Here is a 14,725-nt window from a genome sequence, read left to right on the forward strand (position 1 = left end):
CAGCTCGGGCCGCACTCGAAGCTTGACACGGCGCCCGATCGACGCGCGATACCCATTTAGTAGTGCCGACTGATACTTGAGGCGGGAAAAGCTGCTTCAGTAGCGTGATGGCTACTTCGCGTTGTCGTTTTGGGGCTTTGCACAGCCGGACCGGATGCGCCGGATCTCAACCACGCACATCCGGGCGCGCATTCTCCAAGGCATCTAGGCGTCGCGTCTCGGACTGCTCGAGCAACTGCTTGGCCTTGGCAACACGCGAGCACCATAAGCTCGGACGTCCACCATTCATCGGCGAGTTGATTCAGCGCGGCGCTCGACCAGAAGGCGGCGTCCAGGACGGCGCGCGATAGCTTCTGCTTTCCACGAAATTTGGGGATACCGTCAACATACGATCTAAGTACCGCTTCCGTGGCGTCGGCGGCAGAAGCACCTGCCGCAAGGCACTTCGCCAGCTGCCGGTCGTACAGATTGCTTTCGACCTGAATGCCCGTGGGATTGATGTCGTTCAAGGGTCAGGCAGGATCAAGTTGGCTGGGTCGAGCGATCCTGTACCCCATCGCGCGATACCCTCGCTGACGTTTCTCCCACATCCTCAGGAGGGCGGCGTTACCGGAATCCACGAAGTCGATGATTCGGACGTCCGCCTTCTCAGAATGCGCGCGGTGCAGCCGGCCCGCGTACTGCTGCAGTGTTCCCTTCCAGGACACCGGCATGGCCAGCACCAGAGTGTCGAGAGGCGCGTGGTCGAAGCCTTCGCCGACCAGCTTGCCGGTCGCGAGAAGCACTCGCGGAGCGTTGGCGGGCAGCACTTCAAGCGCGGCAACCACACCAGATCGACCCTTCTTCGACATCCTGCCGTGGAGGACGAACAGGTTTTCTACGCTTTGTTCGAGGGCGGACACAATCGAATCAACGTGCTCGGTTCGCTCAGTGAGCACCAGCACCTTACGGCCCTGGGCGTAGGCGTCGCGGATCTCCTCAGCAATTGCCGCGGTCCGGTCCTGGTCAACGGCGAGATGACGAAAGACCTCCTGGATTCCGACTTCCTTCGGCAGGTCGATCGAGGTGTGCATCATCCTGGGCACGACAACCAGATCTTTGGGAGCCTCTTCTGGCTGGATCGCGGTGTGCCGGATCGGTCCACATTGCATGAAGATGATCGGCTGCTGCCCGTCGCGCCGGATCGGCGTCGCCGTAAGCCCCAGTACGGCCTTGGACTTGACCCGCTTCAGTATCGCGTCGAACGACAGCGCGCCAACGTGGTGGCACTCGTCGATGATGACGTGGCCGTAATTCTCAACGAGAGGATCCACCTCACCCCGCCGTGACAGGGACTGCATCACCGCGATGTCGATGATCCCTGTCGGCTTTGACTTGCCGCCGCCGATGGTCCCGATGACGCCTTTCCCGACGCCCAGGAATGACTGCAAGCGTTCCTGCCACTGCTTGAGGAGTTCGGTGCGATGGACCAATACAAGGGTGTTGACGCGGCGTCGGGCGATCAGCGCTGCCGCCGTGACGGTCTTGCCGAAAGCGGTGGGCGCGCACAGGACCCCGGTGTCATGGCGAAGCATTGCGGTGACCGCGGCCTCTTGGTCCGGCCGCAGCGTTCCGACGAATGTGACGTCAATAGGGCGTCCCTCGAATCGCTCGTCCTGAAGCTCGCACCGGATGACGTTCTGATCGAGCAACTCCTGCGCGGCGTCCAGACAGCCGCGCGGCAGTCCGATGTGCCTGGGGTAGTTCTCCGCACAGCCGATGACTCGCGGCTTGTCCCAGACCGACATGCGCATGGCCTGCGCACGGTAGAACTCCGGATTCTGGAACGCGGCCAGGCGGATCAGCCGGTTTGCGAGCGGTTGAGATAGCTGAGCCTTGTCGAAGTAAACGAGGTTGGCCAGGGTTACCGTGACGTTGCTTGGCATCGCCCCCGGCAACTTCTTGTTGGCAGGCGCAGGCCGCTTCCAGGGCTCGCGTAGGTCTTCATCGTCGATGAAGGTCACGTCCAACGGGTGTACCCCGCCGGTCGCGCGGAGCAGGGTGGGTTCGATGTCCGCCGCAGACATGGGTCGAATGGACACCAAGTAGCCCCACTGATCGGGGTAAGGCTCCAAGGACTCATTAACGAAGACGCTGAAGCCCGACTCCCGGGGCCCTTTCTGCAGGGGCAAGGCGATCAGGTTGCCGAAGCCCCCTTTCGGCATCGTGTCCTGATTGGGGAACAGGCGGTCGTAGGAGGTCAGCTTCAACTGCCGAGTGCGCGCGCACGTGTGGCTGATGATGGCGGTCCCGAGGCGACGCGCATCCCGGGCATGAACTGGACTGGCAAAGAATATCCAGGCGTGTGCGCCCTTGCCGGACCGGGAGATTTCCAGCGCGCAGGAAACACCTAGGTCCTTGCAGGACTGGGCGAACGCCAGCGCCTCGTCTCGCCACTCCTCCTCATCGAAGTCGACGGCCAGGAAGTGGCAGGTGTCATCGCCAAGCAGCGGGTAGACCCCGACCGTCTTCTTCCCGGACAGGTGCTCAAAGAACACCCCGTCCGACAGCGGCACGAACTGGCGGTGGCCGCATTCGGAGCACTTGATGCGCGGCTTTTCGCAGATCCCGGCCCGCCATTCGTTCGCGCAGGCCGGCGTGTAGCCGCTCTTCCCGGTGGTTTTCCCTTCCCACCGCACCGGGAACACGTCGGTGCGGCCCCGGAACAGCCTGCGAAACAGCGCGATTTTCTCCGCCGGGGTGAGCTTTGAGGGCTCTGGTTCGGGGGCCGAGGGCTGCTTGGGATGCGCTGGACGGCCCTTCCAGTCGATACCGTGTGCCTCGAGCAATGCAATCAGGCGCGCGTTTTCCTCCCGGAGGCGGATCGCGGATGCGTCAGGGTCGACTGGTGAGGTCATCCCTGTAGTTCAGACTGATCCACGGGCAGAAACAAGGTCGCTGCCATTGCGCGGGACTCGCGAGCCCTCTGACCCGCCGGCGGACCGACTGTCACGGTCCTTACTCCCCTAATTCTTTTTTACTCAGCTAATTAGAACTTACTCTCCTAATTAGCTTTTACCAACGACTGGACCGCGGCCCGCCTCAACGCTGGATGTTGCGGCCGTAGAACACTTCCATGATCTCGTGGTTGACGCGGTCGCGGATGCGCTTGGCTTCGCGCGGCGGCAGTTCCGAGACGCCTTCGCCGAACAGGTAGGTATCGAGATCCAGTTCCTTGAGGCGCATCTTGGTGTGGAACAGGCTCTCCTGGTAGACGTTTACGTCGACCATGTCGTAACGATCCTTGATGTCGCGCGAGATGAAGTTCTGGATCGAGTCGATCTGATGATCGATGAAGTGCTTCATGCCGCGCACGTTGCGGGTGAAGCCGCGCACGCGGTAGTCCATGACCACGATGTCGGACTCGAAGCTCTTGATCAGAAAGTTCAGCGCCTTCAGCGGCGAGATCTTGCCGCAGGTGGAGACGTCGATATCTGCACGGAAGGTGCTGATGCCGTTGTCGGGATGGGTCTCGGGATAGGTGTGGACGGTGATGTGGCTCTTGTCCAGGTGCGCCACCACCGACTCCTTCTTCTTGCCCGGCGTCGGCAAGCCGTCCAGGTGACCTTCGGAAATCAGCATGGTGACGCTGGCGCCCTGGGGGTCGTAATCCTGACGGGCGACGTTGAGCACGTGCGCGCCGATGATGTCGGCCACCTCGGTAAGGATGGAGGTCAGGCGCTCGGCGTTGTAGGCCTCGTCGATGTACTCGATGTACTCGCGATTGTGCTCGGCGCTGCGCGCGTAGCAGATATCGTAGATGTTGAACGAAAGCGTCTTCGTCAGGTTGTTGAACCCGTGAAGCTTCAGCTTCGAGTTGCTGGTGGACTTACTCACTAATGGAATCTCCCGAGGTGTCGCATGCCGCGCGGCGCTGGCGCGGCCTCTATCAAGAAGGAATTATGACGCAAGGCAGATGACGACCGTGCGTCACGGCGGCCGCTGGCGTCGCCGCCATCCGGGTGCGTCGGAACCGCCTGCCGCACCTCTCCTAGGAGCGAAGCTCGTAACTGTGCGTGACGTTGACACCGCCGCGCTTGAGCATGATGGAGGCCGAGCAGTACTTGTCGGCCGAAAGCTCCACCGCCCGCCGCACCTGCGGCTCGCTCAGCCCGGTGCCGGTGATGACGAACTTGAGGTGGATATCGGTGAACACCTTGGGCTCGGTCTGTGCCCGACGGCCGTCGACCTCCACGAAACAATCGGTAACCGGCTGGCGCGCCTTCTTGAGGATGTGCAGCACGTCCACCGCCGAACAGGAACCGACCGACAACAGCATCAGTTCCATCGGCCGTGCACCCAGGTTGCGTCCGCCGATCTCGGCCGGGCCGTCGATGACCACGGCGTGGCTGCTGCCGGTCTCGCCGACAAAGGCGGCCTGTTCGACCCATTTGACACGTGCTTGCATGGCGGACCCGGGATGGAATGGAAACCTGAACGCTGTGCTATTTTCGCCAAAACACGCGCGGCGTGCATTTGCGCGGGCGCCACGGAGGGGAGATGTTCGATAAACCGGCAGTCAGGGAGTTCATCGAAGTTTCGCGCAAGCGCAGCTTTCCGCCCAAGTTCAACATTCTCAAGGCGGGCGACCCGCCGCGCTCGCTGTATCTGATCCTGGAGGGCTCGGTCAGCGTGCTGACCCGTGAAGGCGAGCGGGAAATGGTGCTGGCCTATCTCAACCCCGGCGAATTCTTCGGCGAGATGTGCTTGTTCCCGGCTCAGGCCACGCGCACCGCGATCGTGCGCACCCGCACGCCGATCCTGGTGGCGGAGCTGGAGTACGAGGCGTTCCGCGAGTTCGTGCAGCGTCAGCCCGAGATCATGTTCGAGGTGGCCGGGCAGCTGGCCGCGCGACTGCGCGATACCAGCCGTCGCCTGCGCGATCTGGCGTTTCTGGACGTGGCCGGCCGGCTTGCCCACGAGCTGCTGGAGCTGTGCAAGAAGCCCGGCGCCGTCACCACCGCCAAGGGCACGACGATCAAGATCAGCCGGCAGGAACTGGCGCGCATCGTCGGCTGCTCGCGCGAGATGGCGGGGCGCGTGCTCAAGAAGCTGGAGGAGGACGGCATCATCGCCAGTCAGGGCCGCTCCATCCTGATCTACGAACTCGGCTGAACCGCGGCCGGCGGCTGCGCCAGCGAGTCGGCCCAGTCCTGCACCTGCCGCTCCAGCAGGGGCAGCGGTAACGCGCCCTGGCCCAGCACCGCATCGTGGAAGCCACGGATGTCGAAGCGCTCGCCCAGGCGCTCCTGGCTGGTACGACGCAGTTCCCGAATCTTGAGCTCGCCGATCTTGTAGGCCAGTGCCTGCCCTGGCATGGCGATATAGCGGTCCACCTCCACTGCGATCTCGTCCTCCGACTTGGGTACGTGCTCGGCAAAATATTCGCGCGCCTTCTTGCGCGACCAGCCCTTGGCGTGCAGGCCGGTGTCGACGACCAGCCGCACCGCCCGCCACATCTCGAAGGTCAGGCGGCCGAACCGCGAGCCGTAGTCCTGGTACAGGCCCAGTTCGGGACCCAGCGACTCGGCGTACAGCGCCCAGCCTTCGACGAAGGCGCTGAAGTTCAGGCCCAGCCGGCGAAAGTCCGGAATGTCCTCCAACTCTTGTGCCAGTGCGATCTGTAGATGATGGCCGGGCACCGCCTCGTGCGCGGTCAGAGCCTCCATCTCCCAACCGGCGCGGGTCTTGGGACGATAGGTGTTGGCGTAGAAAAATCCCGCCCGCGAGCCGTCGGCGGCCGGCGCGTAGTAGTAAGCCGCCGGTGCCGACGGCGCCGCCACCTCGTCGATCTCGCGCACGCCGTAGGGCGTGCGCGGCAACCTGCCGAACAAGCGCGGCAACTCGGGATCGATGCGCTTGGCGATATTGCGGTAGGCACCGAGCAGGGCGGCAGCGCTGTCGTAGGCATAGCGCGGATTCCAGCTCAGCTTCTCCTTGAATCTCGCGGCGCTGCCCTGGTGCCCGGCGGCGCGCATCAACGCGGTCAGCTCGTCTTCGATACGCGCCACTTCGCGCACGCCCAGTTCGTGAATGGCGTCGGCGCTCAAATCGCTGCTGGTGTGGTGACGCACCAGATGGGCGTACAGCTCGCTACCGCGCGGCTGCGCGGATAGGCCCATGTCGTTTTCGGGACAGGCCGGAATGTAGGTCTGCTCCAGAAACGCCTGCAGCCGCGCGTAAGCGGGCACCACCACGTCGGCGATCAGCGACTGCCCGGCCAGTTCCAGTTGCACGCGCACCTCTGCCGGAATGCCTTCCGGCAGGCTCTGGAAAGGGGTGTAGTAAGCGCTGTCCGCGGCGTCCTGCACCTGCTGGGCGGCCAGTTGCGGCAGCACCCGGCGCATCACGATTCTTGGCGGCATACGCCCTTCCGCGATCCCACGACGCAGCAGTGCGATGGTCTGGTCCACCAGTTCGTCCAGGCTCTGCAGTCGCGCCAGCCAGTTGTCGTAATCCGCAGCCGTGGCGAACGGCGAGAACGCCACGATCTGCGAGCGCAACTGCACGCCCTGCAGCTGGTTGAGCGGCATCAGGTGAGCGTCCAGTTCGAAGCCGGCGATGCGATCTTCGAGGTCGTAGCGGAACAGGTCGTAATCGAGTTGTTGCGCGGCCGGCAGAACGGCGCGGTCGATCGCGGCGAGCCGTTCCAGCGCCAGGCGATCCTGCGCATGATCGGCCTCGATGGCCGCCTCGCTCAGGTCCTCCCAGCGATCGTTGAAACGCATGTCGCCCAGGTAAGTGGCGGCGGCCGGATCGGCGGCCAGGCGGCGCTGCCAGGTCTCGTCGAACAGCTGCTGCAGGCGTTGCTCAGGTGCCGCCGGCTGAGCGCGCGCGGGCACTCCAGGCGAAGGCGTCTGATGGTCGGGCGCGGACGTCGGCTCGCAGGCCGCCAGCAGCAGCGTGCAGAGGGCGACCGCTGGCGGCCAGGACTTGATGCGGCGTGAAACCATTGCGTGGCTTACTCGAGCTGTAGTTTCTTGACCTTGTAGCGCAGTTGCCGGAACGTCAACCCGAGCAGTGCCGCCGCCTTGGTCTTGTTGTAGCGGGTTTTCTCCAGCGCCTCGCGGATGACCTGACGCTCCATTTCCTCCACCCGATCGTCGAATCCGCCGCCGGCAGACGTGGCCGGCGCAGTCGGCGTGTCGGCCGCCGCGGCTGGCGTCGCAGCGACCTGGCGCAACTGCAGGTCGGCGGCGCGGATCACGCGACCGTCGCACAGGGTCAGCGCACGTTCCAGGATGTTCTCCAGTTCGCGCACGTTGCCGGGAAAGTCGTAGCCGAACAGCAGGCGAGTGGCGCCATCGTCCAGCGTCGGGGCCGGATCCAGACCGGCGCCCGGTGCCAGGCGCGCCAGCATGTGCTGGGCCAGCAGCGCGATGTCGGCGCCGCGCTGGCGCAACGGCGGGGTCTGCACCTCGATCACGTTGACGCGGTAGTAGAGGTCCTGGCGGAAGGCGCCGCTGGCCACCAGGTCGGACAGGTTCTTGTGAGTGGCGGAGATCAGCCGCACGTTGACCGGAATCTCGTTCTCAGCGCCTACCGGGCGGATCGCGCGTTCCTGGATGGCACGCAGCAGCTTGACCTGCATGGCCAGCGGCAGATCGGCAATCTCGTCCAGGAACAAGGTGCCGCCCTCGGCGACCTGGAACAGGCCGGCCTTGTCGCGCAGCGCGCCGGTGAACGAACCCTTGAGATGGCCGAAGAATTCGCTTTCCATCAATTCCGAGGGTATGGCGCCGCAATTGACCGGCACGAACGGTGCGCCGGCGCGCGGACTCTTGGCGTGGATGGAGCGCGCCACCAGCTCCTTGCCGGTGCCGGACTCGCCGAAAATGTGCACCGGGGCCTGGCTGCGCGCCAGGCGTTCCACCAACTGGCGCAGGCGCAGCACCGATTCGTGCGCGCCGAGCAAGCCACCGTCGTCGCGCACCGCCGCCGCGGGCGCTTCCACCGCCGGCTCGGCGCCGCTCACGTTCAGGGCGGTTTCCACTAACTTGCGCAGCACGCGCAGGTCCACCGGCTTGGAAACAAAATCGAACGCGCCGGCCTTGAGGCTTTCCACCGCTGCTTCGGCGTTGCCGTGCGCGGTGAGCACCGCGATCGGCAGACGGCTGTACTGCTGCTGGACCAGCCGCACCAGATCGATGCCGTTGCCATCCGGCAGGCGCATGTCGGTGATGCAGAAGTCGAAGCTGCGCTCCTTCAGCCAGGCCCGCGCCTCGCCCAGGGTGGCCGCGGCGCAGGAGCGGATCCCCATGCGCGACAGGGTGATTTCCAGCAGTTCGCGGATGTCGGCTTCGTCGTCGACGATCAGCGCGGTGCGGGGCGGCGTCTCCGGCGAGTGTTTGTTCATGCGGGTGCTCCGGCGGTTGCCAAGCGTTTCATATCGCAACGGCCGGCGTGAAGCTGACGCGGAAACAGGCGCCCGCGGCTCGCGGCTGATAGCTCAGTCTCGCCTGATTGAGCTCGCACAGCTCGCGCGCCAGGTAAAGACCCAGGCCGGTACCGCCATGCGCGGTGGTGAAGAACGGCTCGAAGATGCGATCGACCAGTTCCGGCGCCACCCCGGGACCGTTGTCGGCCACGTCCAGCCATGGCCGCCCCCCCCGTTCGACACCCATCGCGAGGCGCACCACGATGGTCACGCCGTCGCGGGCGCCATGCCGGAACGCGTTGTCCCACAGGTTGAACATCAGTTGCTGCAGATGGCGCGGATCGAAATGCACCTTCACGCTGCGCGCGATCTCGGCCATTTCGATCGGTCGTTCCCCGGCGGCGCGACCTTCCGCGTACAGCGCCACGGTGTCTTCCATCCACAGCGCCAGCGGGATCGCGGTCGGGGCGGCGCTTTCCCGGCGCGACAAGGCCATCACGTCGTCGACGATCTTGTCGATGCGATCGGTGTGGCGGTGGATCATCGCCAGCAGCCGGCGGTTTTCCGCGCCGATCTCGTCGGCCTCGTACAGCAACTGGCCGGCGTGACTGATCGCCGACAACGGATTGCGAATCTCGTGCGCGATGCTGGCCGACAGTCGCCCCAAGGCCGCCAGCTTGATCTGCTGGGCCTGCTCGCGCAGTCGCGAAGCGTCTTCGAGCAGCACCAGGATCGGCCCCCTGGTGGCCGCGCGCAGACGCGTCACCCGCACCACCACCTCCGGCATGTTGGGTCCCAGCTGCAGCGGCGATTCGTCGTCGTCGCGCGACGCCAGCCAGAAACGCAGGCGTTCGGCCAGCGGCGCCGATTCCAGCTCCAGCGCGCGCCCCTCGGCACGCCCGGTGGTGCGCATCAGCTCGCGCGCCGCGGCATTGAGATTGCCGATGCGCAGGTTCTCGTCCAGCACCAGCACGCCGGTCTGCATCGAATCCAGAATGGTTTCGTTGAGCTTGGACAGATCGTCGAAGTCGCTGCCCATGCGCAAGGCCAGCGCCTCGGATTTGCGCGCCCGCTGGGCCACCGTGTTGGCAGCGATGGCGGTGCCGAACAGGATCAGGCCCAGCACGCCGATGGAGGTGTATTCGCTGGCGTCCAGCGGCTGGCCGTAATGACGCACAAACTGCTCGCCGAAGAGCACCAGCGTTCCCAGCGACGCCTGCATCACCGCCATGCGCAGCGACAGGATCAGCGCGCAGGTCACCGCCGGTATCAGCAGCAAGGCGCCGAGGCCGTCGTCCACCCCGCCGCTGGCGTGGACCAGCGTGGCGATGGCGCCCAGATCGGCCAGGTAATGGATGTGGGCCTGCGCCGCCATTCCGGGTCGGCGCCGTTGCGCCATCCAGGCCAGCAGCAAGGCCGCGCCGCCGTAAATCTGGCAGGTCCACCGGTACCACTCCGGTTTGACCGACGACAGCACCTGCGGCGTGTAGCCGGCGGCCAGCAGGAACAGCAACAGGGCCACCAGCGCCAGGCGGTACAGGGACAGCAGCCGCAGCACTCGCCAGTCTTCGGGCAGGGGTGCGTTAGGTGGCACGAGGGCGGTATCGGCGCGTCGTCTGAAGGCCGTCAGGCCGCGGGGCTCAGCGCAGGCATTTGCCGCACAGGCCCCGTTCGGAGACCGCTTTGGCGGGCAGGTGAACGCCGCATTCGCGGCAGCGGACCATCGGCTGGAACTCCTTCACCTTGCTGCTGGGCGGCGCGACGGGGGTGTCGTCGTCAGCACTGAAGGACCGCCGCAGCTTGCGCAACCAGATCACGCCGAGCCAGATGGCGGCGCCGATCAGCAGCAGTCGGATCAGCATGCCCATGTGCAGCTACTCGAATCGCAGAACCAAGCACGATCATACGGCGCCGGAACGGTCAACCGACAATTTTTGTCAGTCCGGCCGAATTGCCGATCCGGCACGTCGCCGGCGCCATAGCCGCGCACGATTTTTTTGCAGCGCGTCATCGGCTGAGGGACAATCGCCCGTCCAAACTAGGGGAAGTCATGAATCTTCACGAATACCAGGCGAAAGCCCTGTTCGCCCGCTACGGGATTCCGGTGCCCGAGGGTGTCCTCGCCGAGAGCCCGGAAGCCGCCCGCGCAGCCGCCAAACAGCTCGGAACCGACAAAGTGGTGGTCAAGGCCCAGGTCCACGCCGGCGGTCGCGGCAAGGTCGGCGGCGTCAAGCTCGTCACCGGTCCGGATGCCGCCGAAGAGGCGGCCAAAGGCATGCTGGGGCGGATGCTGGTGACCAAGCAGACCGGCGCGGCCGGGCTGCCGATCAATTCGGTCTGGGTTGAGAAACCCTCAAACATTGCGCGCGAGTTGTACGTTTCCGGTCTGGTTGATCGCACCCGCGAGCGCATCGTGTTCATGGCCTCGTCGTCCGGCGGCATGGACATCGAGGAAGTGGCCGAGCACACCCCGGAAAAGCTCAAGCACATCTACGTCAACCCGGCTTCCGGCCTGCAGCCGTATCAGGCGCGTGAATTGGCCTTCTTCATGGACCTGACCAAGGACCAGGCCGACCAGTTCACCCGTTTCCTGCAGGGCCTGTACCGGGTGATGACCGAGTGCGATGCGTCGATGGTGGAGATCAACCCGCTGATCGTCACCGCCGAGGGCAATCTGTTCGCGCTCGACGCCAAGCTCAACTTCGACGACAACGCGCTGTTCCGCCAGAAGGAGATCGCCCACCAGCGCGATGCCAGCCAGGAGGACGAGCGCGAGCGCGCCGCGGCCAAGTTCGATCTCAACTACGTCACCCTGGAAGGCAACATCGGCTGCATGGTCAACGGCGCCGGTCTGGCCATGGCCACCATGGACATCGTCAAGCTGCACGGCGGCCAGCCGGCCAACTTCCTGGACGTCGGCGGCGGCACCACGGCCGAAAAGGTCACCGAGGCGTTCAAGCTCATCACCTCCAGCCCCGAAGTCAAAGCCATCTTCATCAACATCTTCGGCGGCATCGTGCGCTGCGATCTGATTGCCGAAGGCATCATCGCCGCCTGCAAGCAGACTGGCCTGAAGCTGCCGGTGGTGGCGCGCCTGCAAGGCACCAACATGGAAAAGGGCCAGCAGTTGTTGCGCGATTCGGGCCTGGCGATCACGCCGGTGTCGGATCTGACCGAAGCCGCCCAGACCGTGGTCAAGCTGGCACAAGGCTGAAACTGCCGGGAATCGGGAATGGAGAATCGGGAATCGTAGAAGCCTTACGAACACCCCTCCCATCAACGATTCCCGATTCCCGATTCCCGATTCCCGGAACTCAAATGTCCATCCTCATCGACAAGAACACCAAGGTCATCTGCCAGGGCTTCACCGGCAAACAGGGCACTTTCCACTCCGAGCAGTCGATCGCCTACGGCACCCGCATGGTCGGCGGCGTGTCGCCGGGCAAGGGCGGCGGCAAGCACCTGAACCTGCCGGTGTTCAACACCGCGCATGACGCGGTCGCCGCCACCGGCGCCGAAGCCAGCATGATTTACGTGCCCGCCCCGGGCGCCGCCGACGCCATCCTCGAAGCGGCAGACGCCGGCGTCAAAGTGGTGGTCTGCATCACCGAAGGCATTCCGGTGAACGACATGATCCGGGTCAAGGCGGCGCTGCGTGCCGACTACCCGGACACTGTGCTGATCGGCCCCAACTGCCCCGGCGTGATCACCCCCGGCGAGTGCAAGATCGGCATCATGCCCGGCCACATTCACCAGCCCGGCAAGATCGGCATCGTCAGCCGCTCCGGCACCCTGACCTACGAGACGGTGCACCAGACCACCCAGAACGGCCTGGGCCAGAGCACCTGCGTAGGCATCGGCGGCGACCCGGTGCGCGGCATGGGCTTCATCGACGTGATCGCCCTGTTCGAGGCGGATCCGGCCACCGCCGGCATCATCATGGTCGGCGAGATCGGCGGCTCTTCCGAAGAAGAGGCAGCCGAATACATCAAGGCCCACGTCAAGAAGCCGGTGGTCGCCTACATCGCCGGCGTCACCGCGCCGGCCGGCAAGCGCATGGGCCATGCCGGCGCCATCATCGCCGGCGGCAAGGGCACCGCCGACGAGAAGTTCGCCGCGCTGGAAGCCGCGGGAGTCAAGACCGTGCGCTCGCCCGCCGACCTGGGCGCCGCGATGAAGGCGCTGCTGGGCTGAGTCTTTCCGAGGCGTTCCACTACCCAGGGCTCGCAATGCGGGCCCTTTTTTATGGCGCCACGGAGACTGGTTCTTCGGCTGGCTTCGCCGGCTCGGGCGTTCGCGGCAGCTTGGCCGCCTCGCTGCGCACGACCTTGAGCAGCGCATCGCAGTCCACGTCCTTGCCACGGCCGAGCTGGATGGTGGGGATCAGCGCCGCCAGCGGCGTGGCCACGATGCCCAGCGCGATTGCCGCGCCGCCGCGCAGGGCCAGCGAGCTGGCGTCCGGTCGCACGTTAGGGTTCTTGAGTGGACCGCTGACGTTGATCGGCGCCGCGGCAGAGCCGATGTTGAAGGTCTTGGGCTGGGTGACCACGCGCAGGTCCACTTGCTCGGTCTTGAGGTTGACGCTGCCGGTTCCGACCACGTTGGCCTCGGTGGTGTCGAGCAGCAAGGTGCGGGCTTTCAGCAGTCCATCTGCAAGATCGGCATCGACCACCATGCAGCGCAGCTCCGCGCGACTGGGAATGCCCAGCGCGGACAGCAGTGCATTGCCGAAATCGAGGCCGGCCAGGTTGATCAGCAGTGCGCTCACATCGCCGCCGGCCATCGACAAGCGCAGCTTGCCGTCACCGTCCGCGAGCAAGTCCGCCACGCTGTTGCCGCTCGCATCGAGGTTCATACGGCCGTCGATCTTGCCGGCGCCGCGATACTTGAGGGTCTTGCTCAGCACCTTGCCGAAATCCACGCTCTGAAAGTCGGCATCGGCCTGGACCTGCGCCAGATCCCGGGTGCCGTCCAGGCGCAGATTGGCGGCGATCGCTCCGCCGCCCACACCGAACTTGATCGGTCGCAAGCTCAGTACGCCGTCGTCGATGCGCAGCTGCGCAAACAGATCGTCGAGCGGCGTGTCCGCGCTCTGGATGCGTTTCGCGGTGTAGCGCAGGTCGAAATCGGCACCACGCAGCTTGGGCAGATTGATGGGCGTGTCGGGCAGCAGGCGCGGACTGGCTTCGCGCTCGGTGCGCTCGGCTTTCTGCTCGGCGGTCATGCCGTCAGTGCCCTCGCCGGGCGCGGCGCCGACAAAGCCGCCGAGATCGGACAGCAACACGCTGTCTGATCGCATCTCGCCCGTGATTTTGAGTCGCGGGCCGCCGGTGCGCACCGCGAGATCGCCCGACAGGTCGGAGCTGCCGACGGTGCCGCTGAATTCGCGAAAGCGGAACTGCGAACCGGAAGCATCCTTGAGATACCCGAATTTGCCCTCGATCTCGAACGGTGCGGTTTGCGGCAATGGCACCCCGGTGAGCGGATACAGCGCCGCCATGTCGGCGCCCTGAAGTCGCAGCGCCAGGCGCGCACCGCCGAGCTTCAGCGGATCGAGCACCGTGCCCTTGAGCGAAAGCTGTGTCGGCCCGTTGACCACTTCCAGAAACACCGGGTAGGGGTCCGACTCTTCGCGCAGGCTCAGCAAGGAGCCGCCGACGAAGCGCGCGCGGATGGGTTGCCCGGCGTAGCTGCCGTCGGCATCGATGTGCAGGCTGGGCGGCCCCGCGTCCTCACCCGGGCGCGTCGCGATCTGCGCCTTGAAATCCGATTTCAACGCGGGATGCAGCACGTGCACTTCGCCGCCCGCGATACTCAACTGCCCCAGGCTCAGCTCGAATGCGGCGGGGTCAGACGGCGCTTCGCGACTGGGCAACACCCAGTTGGGTGCGCCTTCCGGCGGCGCGAACAGCGCCAGCTGCGGCTTTTCCAGGTGAATGCGTGTCAGCGCGACGGTGCGGTCCAACAGCGCCGCAGGATCGATGGTGACTTCCAGCCGGTCGAGACTGCCGAAACGCGCCTGGCCGGGAAAGTCGGCAGGGTTCTTCACCTCGATGCCGCTGGCCACCAGGGTCGGCCGGCGCCAGCCGTGAAGATCCAGCTCCGCGATTCGAACCTCGCGGCCCAGCGCCGCCCCGGCCTGCCGTTCGACCCAGGGTTTGATCCAGTTCCAGTCCCACGCCAGGACCAGCACCAGCAAGATGGCGAGCGGCAGCCCGAGAACCCACATCCATCGACGCTTGCTCGAACGCATTTCCGCTCCTGCCCAAGCCCGGACTCTAGCCCTGCGGGCTGAGCACGCGATGACTG

Annotated in this window: 11 protein-coding genes; 3 read left to right on the forward strand and 8 right to left on the reverse strand. The window is 65.4% G+C overall.

What is annotated here, in order from left to right; all coding sequences use genetic code 11:
* Window positions 1–512: 512 nt before the first annotated feature.
* The 3 genes from ACOOHP_RS14505 to ACOOHP_RS14515 form a co-directional block, all read right to left on the reverse strand.
* Window positions 513–2,897: a TOTE conflict system archaeo-eukaryotic primase domain-containing protein gene (locus tag ACOOHP_RS14505; RefSeq protein ID WP_420467196.1), complete on the reverse strand. Its 2,385-nt coding sequence runs from the start codon at window positions 2,895–2,897 to the stop codon at window positions 513–515.
* A gap of 184 nt (window positions 2,898–3,081) precedes the next feature.
* Window positions 3,082–3,876, reverse strand: coding sequence for an adenosylmethionine decarboxylase (speD, locus tag ACOOHP_RS14510; protein ID WP_420467197.1), 795 nt, complete (start codon window positions 3,874–3,876; stop codon window positions 3,082–3,084).
* 154 nt (window positions 3,877–4,030) lie between these two features.
* On the reverse strand, window positions 4,031–4,447 hold the full coding sequence (locus ACOOHP_RS14515) for an OsmC family protein (protein ID WP_420467198.1): 417 nt from the start codon (window positions 4,445–4,447) through the stop codon (window positions 4,031–4,033).
* Between the two features lie 92 nt (window positions 4,448–4,539).
* Between ACOOHP_RS14515 and ACOOHP_RS14520 the strand changes: the two genes are divergently transcribed.
* Window positions 4,540–5,154: a cyclic nucleotide-binding domain-containing protein gene (locus ACOOHP_RS14520; RefSeq protein ID WP_420467199.1), complete on the forward strand. Its 615-nt coding sequence runs from the start codon at window positions 4,540–4,542 to the stop codon at window positions 5,152–5,154.
* On the opposite strand, the gene ACOOHP_RS14525 is transcribed toward ACOOHP_RS14520, so the two are convergent.
* From ACOOHP_RS14525 to ACOOHP_RS14540, 4 genes are read right to left on the reverse strand one after another with little or no spacing between them, the layout of a single operon-like run.
* Window positions 5,139–6,992, reverse strand: a complete 1,854-nt coding sequence (locus tag ACOOHP_RS14525; RefSeq protein WP_420467200.1) for a DUF885 domain-containing protein — start codon at window positions 6,990–6,992, stop codon at window positions 5,139–5,141. The two genes, ACOOHP_RS14520 and ACOOHP_RS14525, sit on opposite strands and share 16 nt — an antisense overlap.
* 8 nt (window positions 6,993–7,000) lie before the next feature.
* Window positions 7,001–8,395, reverse strand: a complete 1,395-nt coding sequence (locus ACOOHP_RS14530; protein ID WP_420467201.1) for a sigma-54-dependent transcriptional regulator — start codon at window positions 8,393–8,395, stop codon at window positions 7,001–7,003.
* 28 nt (window positions 8,396–8,423) lie between these two features.
* Window positions 8,424–10,010 carry a sensor histidine kinase gene (locus ACOOHP_RS14535; RefSeq protein ID WP_420467202.1) on the reverse strand — a complete coding sequence of 529 codons (1,587 nt, stop codon included), beginning with the start codon at window positions 10,008–10,010 and terminating at the stop codon, window positions 8,424–8,426.
* A 46-nt stretch (window positions 10,011–10,056) separates the two neighbouring features.
* Window positions 10,057–10,284: a PP0621 family protein gene (locus ACOOHP_RS14540; RefSeq protein WP_420467203.1), complete on the reverse strand. Its 228-nt coding sequence runs from the start codon at window positions 10,282–10,284 to the stop codon at window positions 10,057–10,059.
* 182 nt (window positions 10,285–10,466) lie between these two features.
* Here ACOOHP_RS14540 and sucC point away from each other — a divergent pair, with 182 nt between their 5' ends.
* Together sucC and sucD are read left to right on the forward strand one after the other, a co-directional pair.
* A complete protein-coding gene (gene sucC / locus ACOOHP_RS14545; RefSeq protein ID WP_420467204.1) occupies window positions 10,467–11,630 on the forward strand; it encodes an ADP-forming succinate--CoA ligase subunit beta in 1,164 nt (387 codons plus the stop codon).
* Window positions 11,631–11,734: 104 nt separating this feature from the next.
* Entirely contained in the window at window positions 11,735–12,610 is an 876-nt protein-coding gene (sucD, locus tag ACOOHP_RS14550) for a succinate--CoA ligase subunit alpha (protein WP_420467205.1), read from the forward strand.
* A 49-nt stretch (window positions 12,611–12,659) separates the two neighbouring features.
* Here the strand turns inward: sucD and ACOOHP_RS14555 are convergent, their stop codons facing one another.
* Complete coding sequence (locus ACOOHP_RS14555; protein ID WP_420467206.1) at window positions 12,660–14,669, reverse strand: AsmA family protein; 2,010 nt, start codon at window positions 14,667–14,669, stop codon at window positions 12,660–12,662.
* Window positions 14,670–14,725 lie beyond the last annotated feature (56 nt).

Origin of the sequence: Panacagrimonas sp. (assembly GCF_965216805.1) — a bacterium.
GTDB lineage: Bacteria > Pseudomonadota > Gammaproteobacteria > Nevskiales > Nevskiaceae > Panacagrimonas.

Excerpts from the sequence above, each read along its gene's own strand:
- ACOOHP_RS14505 (WP_420467196.1), bottom strand. The coding sequence starts at position 2,897 with ATGACCTCACCAGTCGACCCTGACGCATCCGCGATCCGCCTCCGGGAG.
- ACOOHP_RS14515 (WP_420467198.1), bottom strand. The coding sequence starts at position 4,447 with ATGCAAGCACGTGTCAAATGGGTCGAACAGGCCGCCTTTGTCGGCGAG.
- ACOOHP_RS14520 (WP_420467199.1), top strand. The coding sequence starts at position 4,540 with ATGTTCGATAAACCGGCAGTCAGGGAGTTCATCGAAGTTTCGCGCAAG.
- ACOOHP_RS14525 (WP_420467200.1), bottom strand. The coding sequence starts at position 6,992 with ATGGTTTCACGCCGCATCAAGTCCTGGCCGCCAGCGGTCGCCCTCTGC.
- ACOOHP_RS14530 (WP_420467201.1), bottom strand. The coding sequence starts at position 8,395 with ATGAACAAACACTCGCCGGAGACGCCGCCCCGCACCGCGCTGATCGTC.
- ACOOHP_RS14540 (WP_420467203.1), bottom strand. The coding sequence starts at position 10,284 with ATGGGCATGCTGATCCGACTGCTGCTGATCGGCGCCGCCATCTGGCTC.
- sucC (WP_420467204.1), top strand. The coding sequence starts at position 10,467 with ATGAATCTTCACGAATACCAGGCGAAAGCCCTGTTCGCCCGCTACGGG.
- sucD (WP_420467205.1), top strand. The coding sequence starts at position 11,735 with ATGTCCATCCTCATCGACAAGAACACCAAGGTCATCTGCCAGGGCTTC.
- ACOOHP_RS14555 (WP_420467206.1), bottom strand. The coding sequence starts at position 14,669 with ATGCGTTCGAGCAAGCGTCGATGGATGTGGGTTCTCGGGCTGCCGCTC.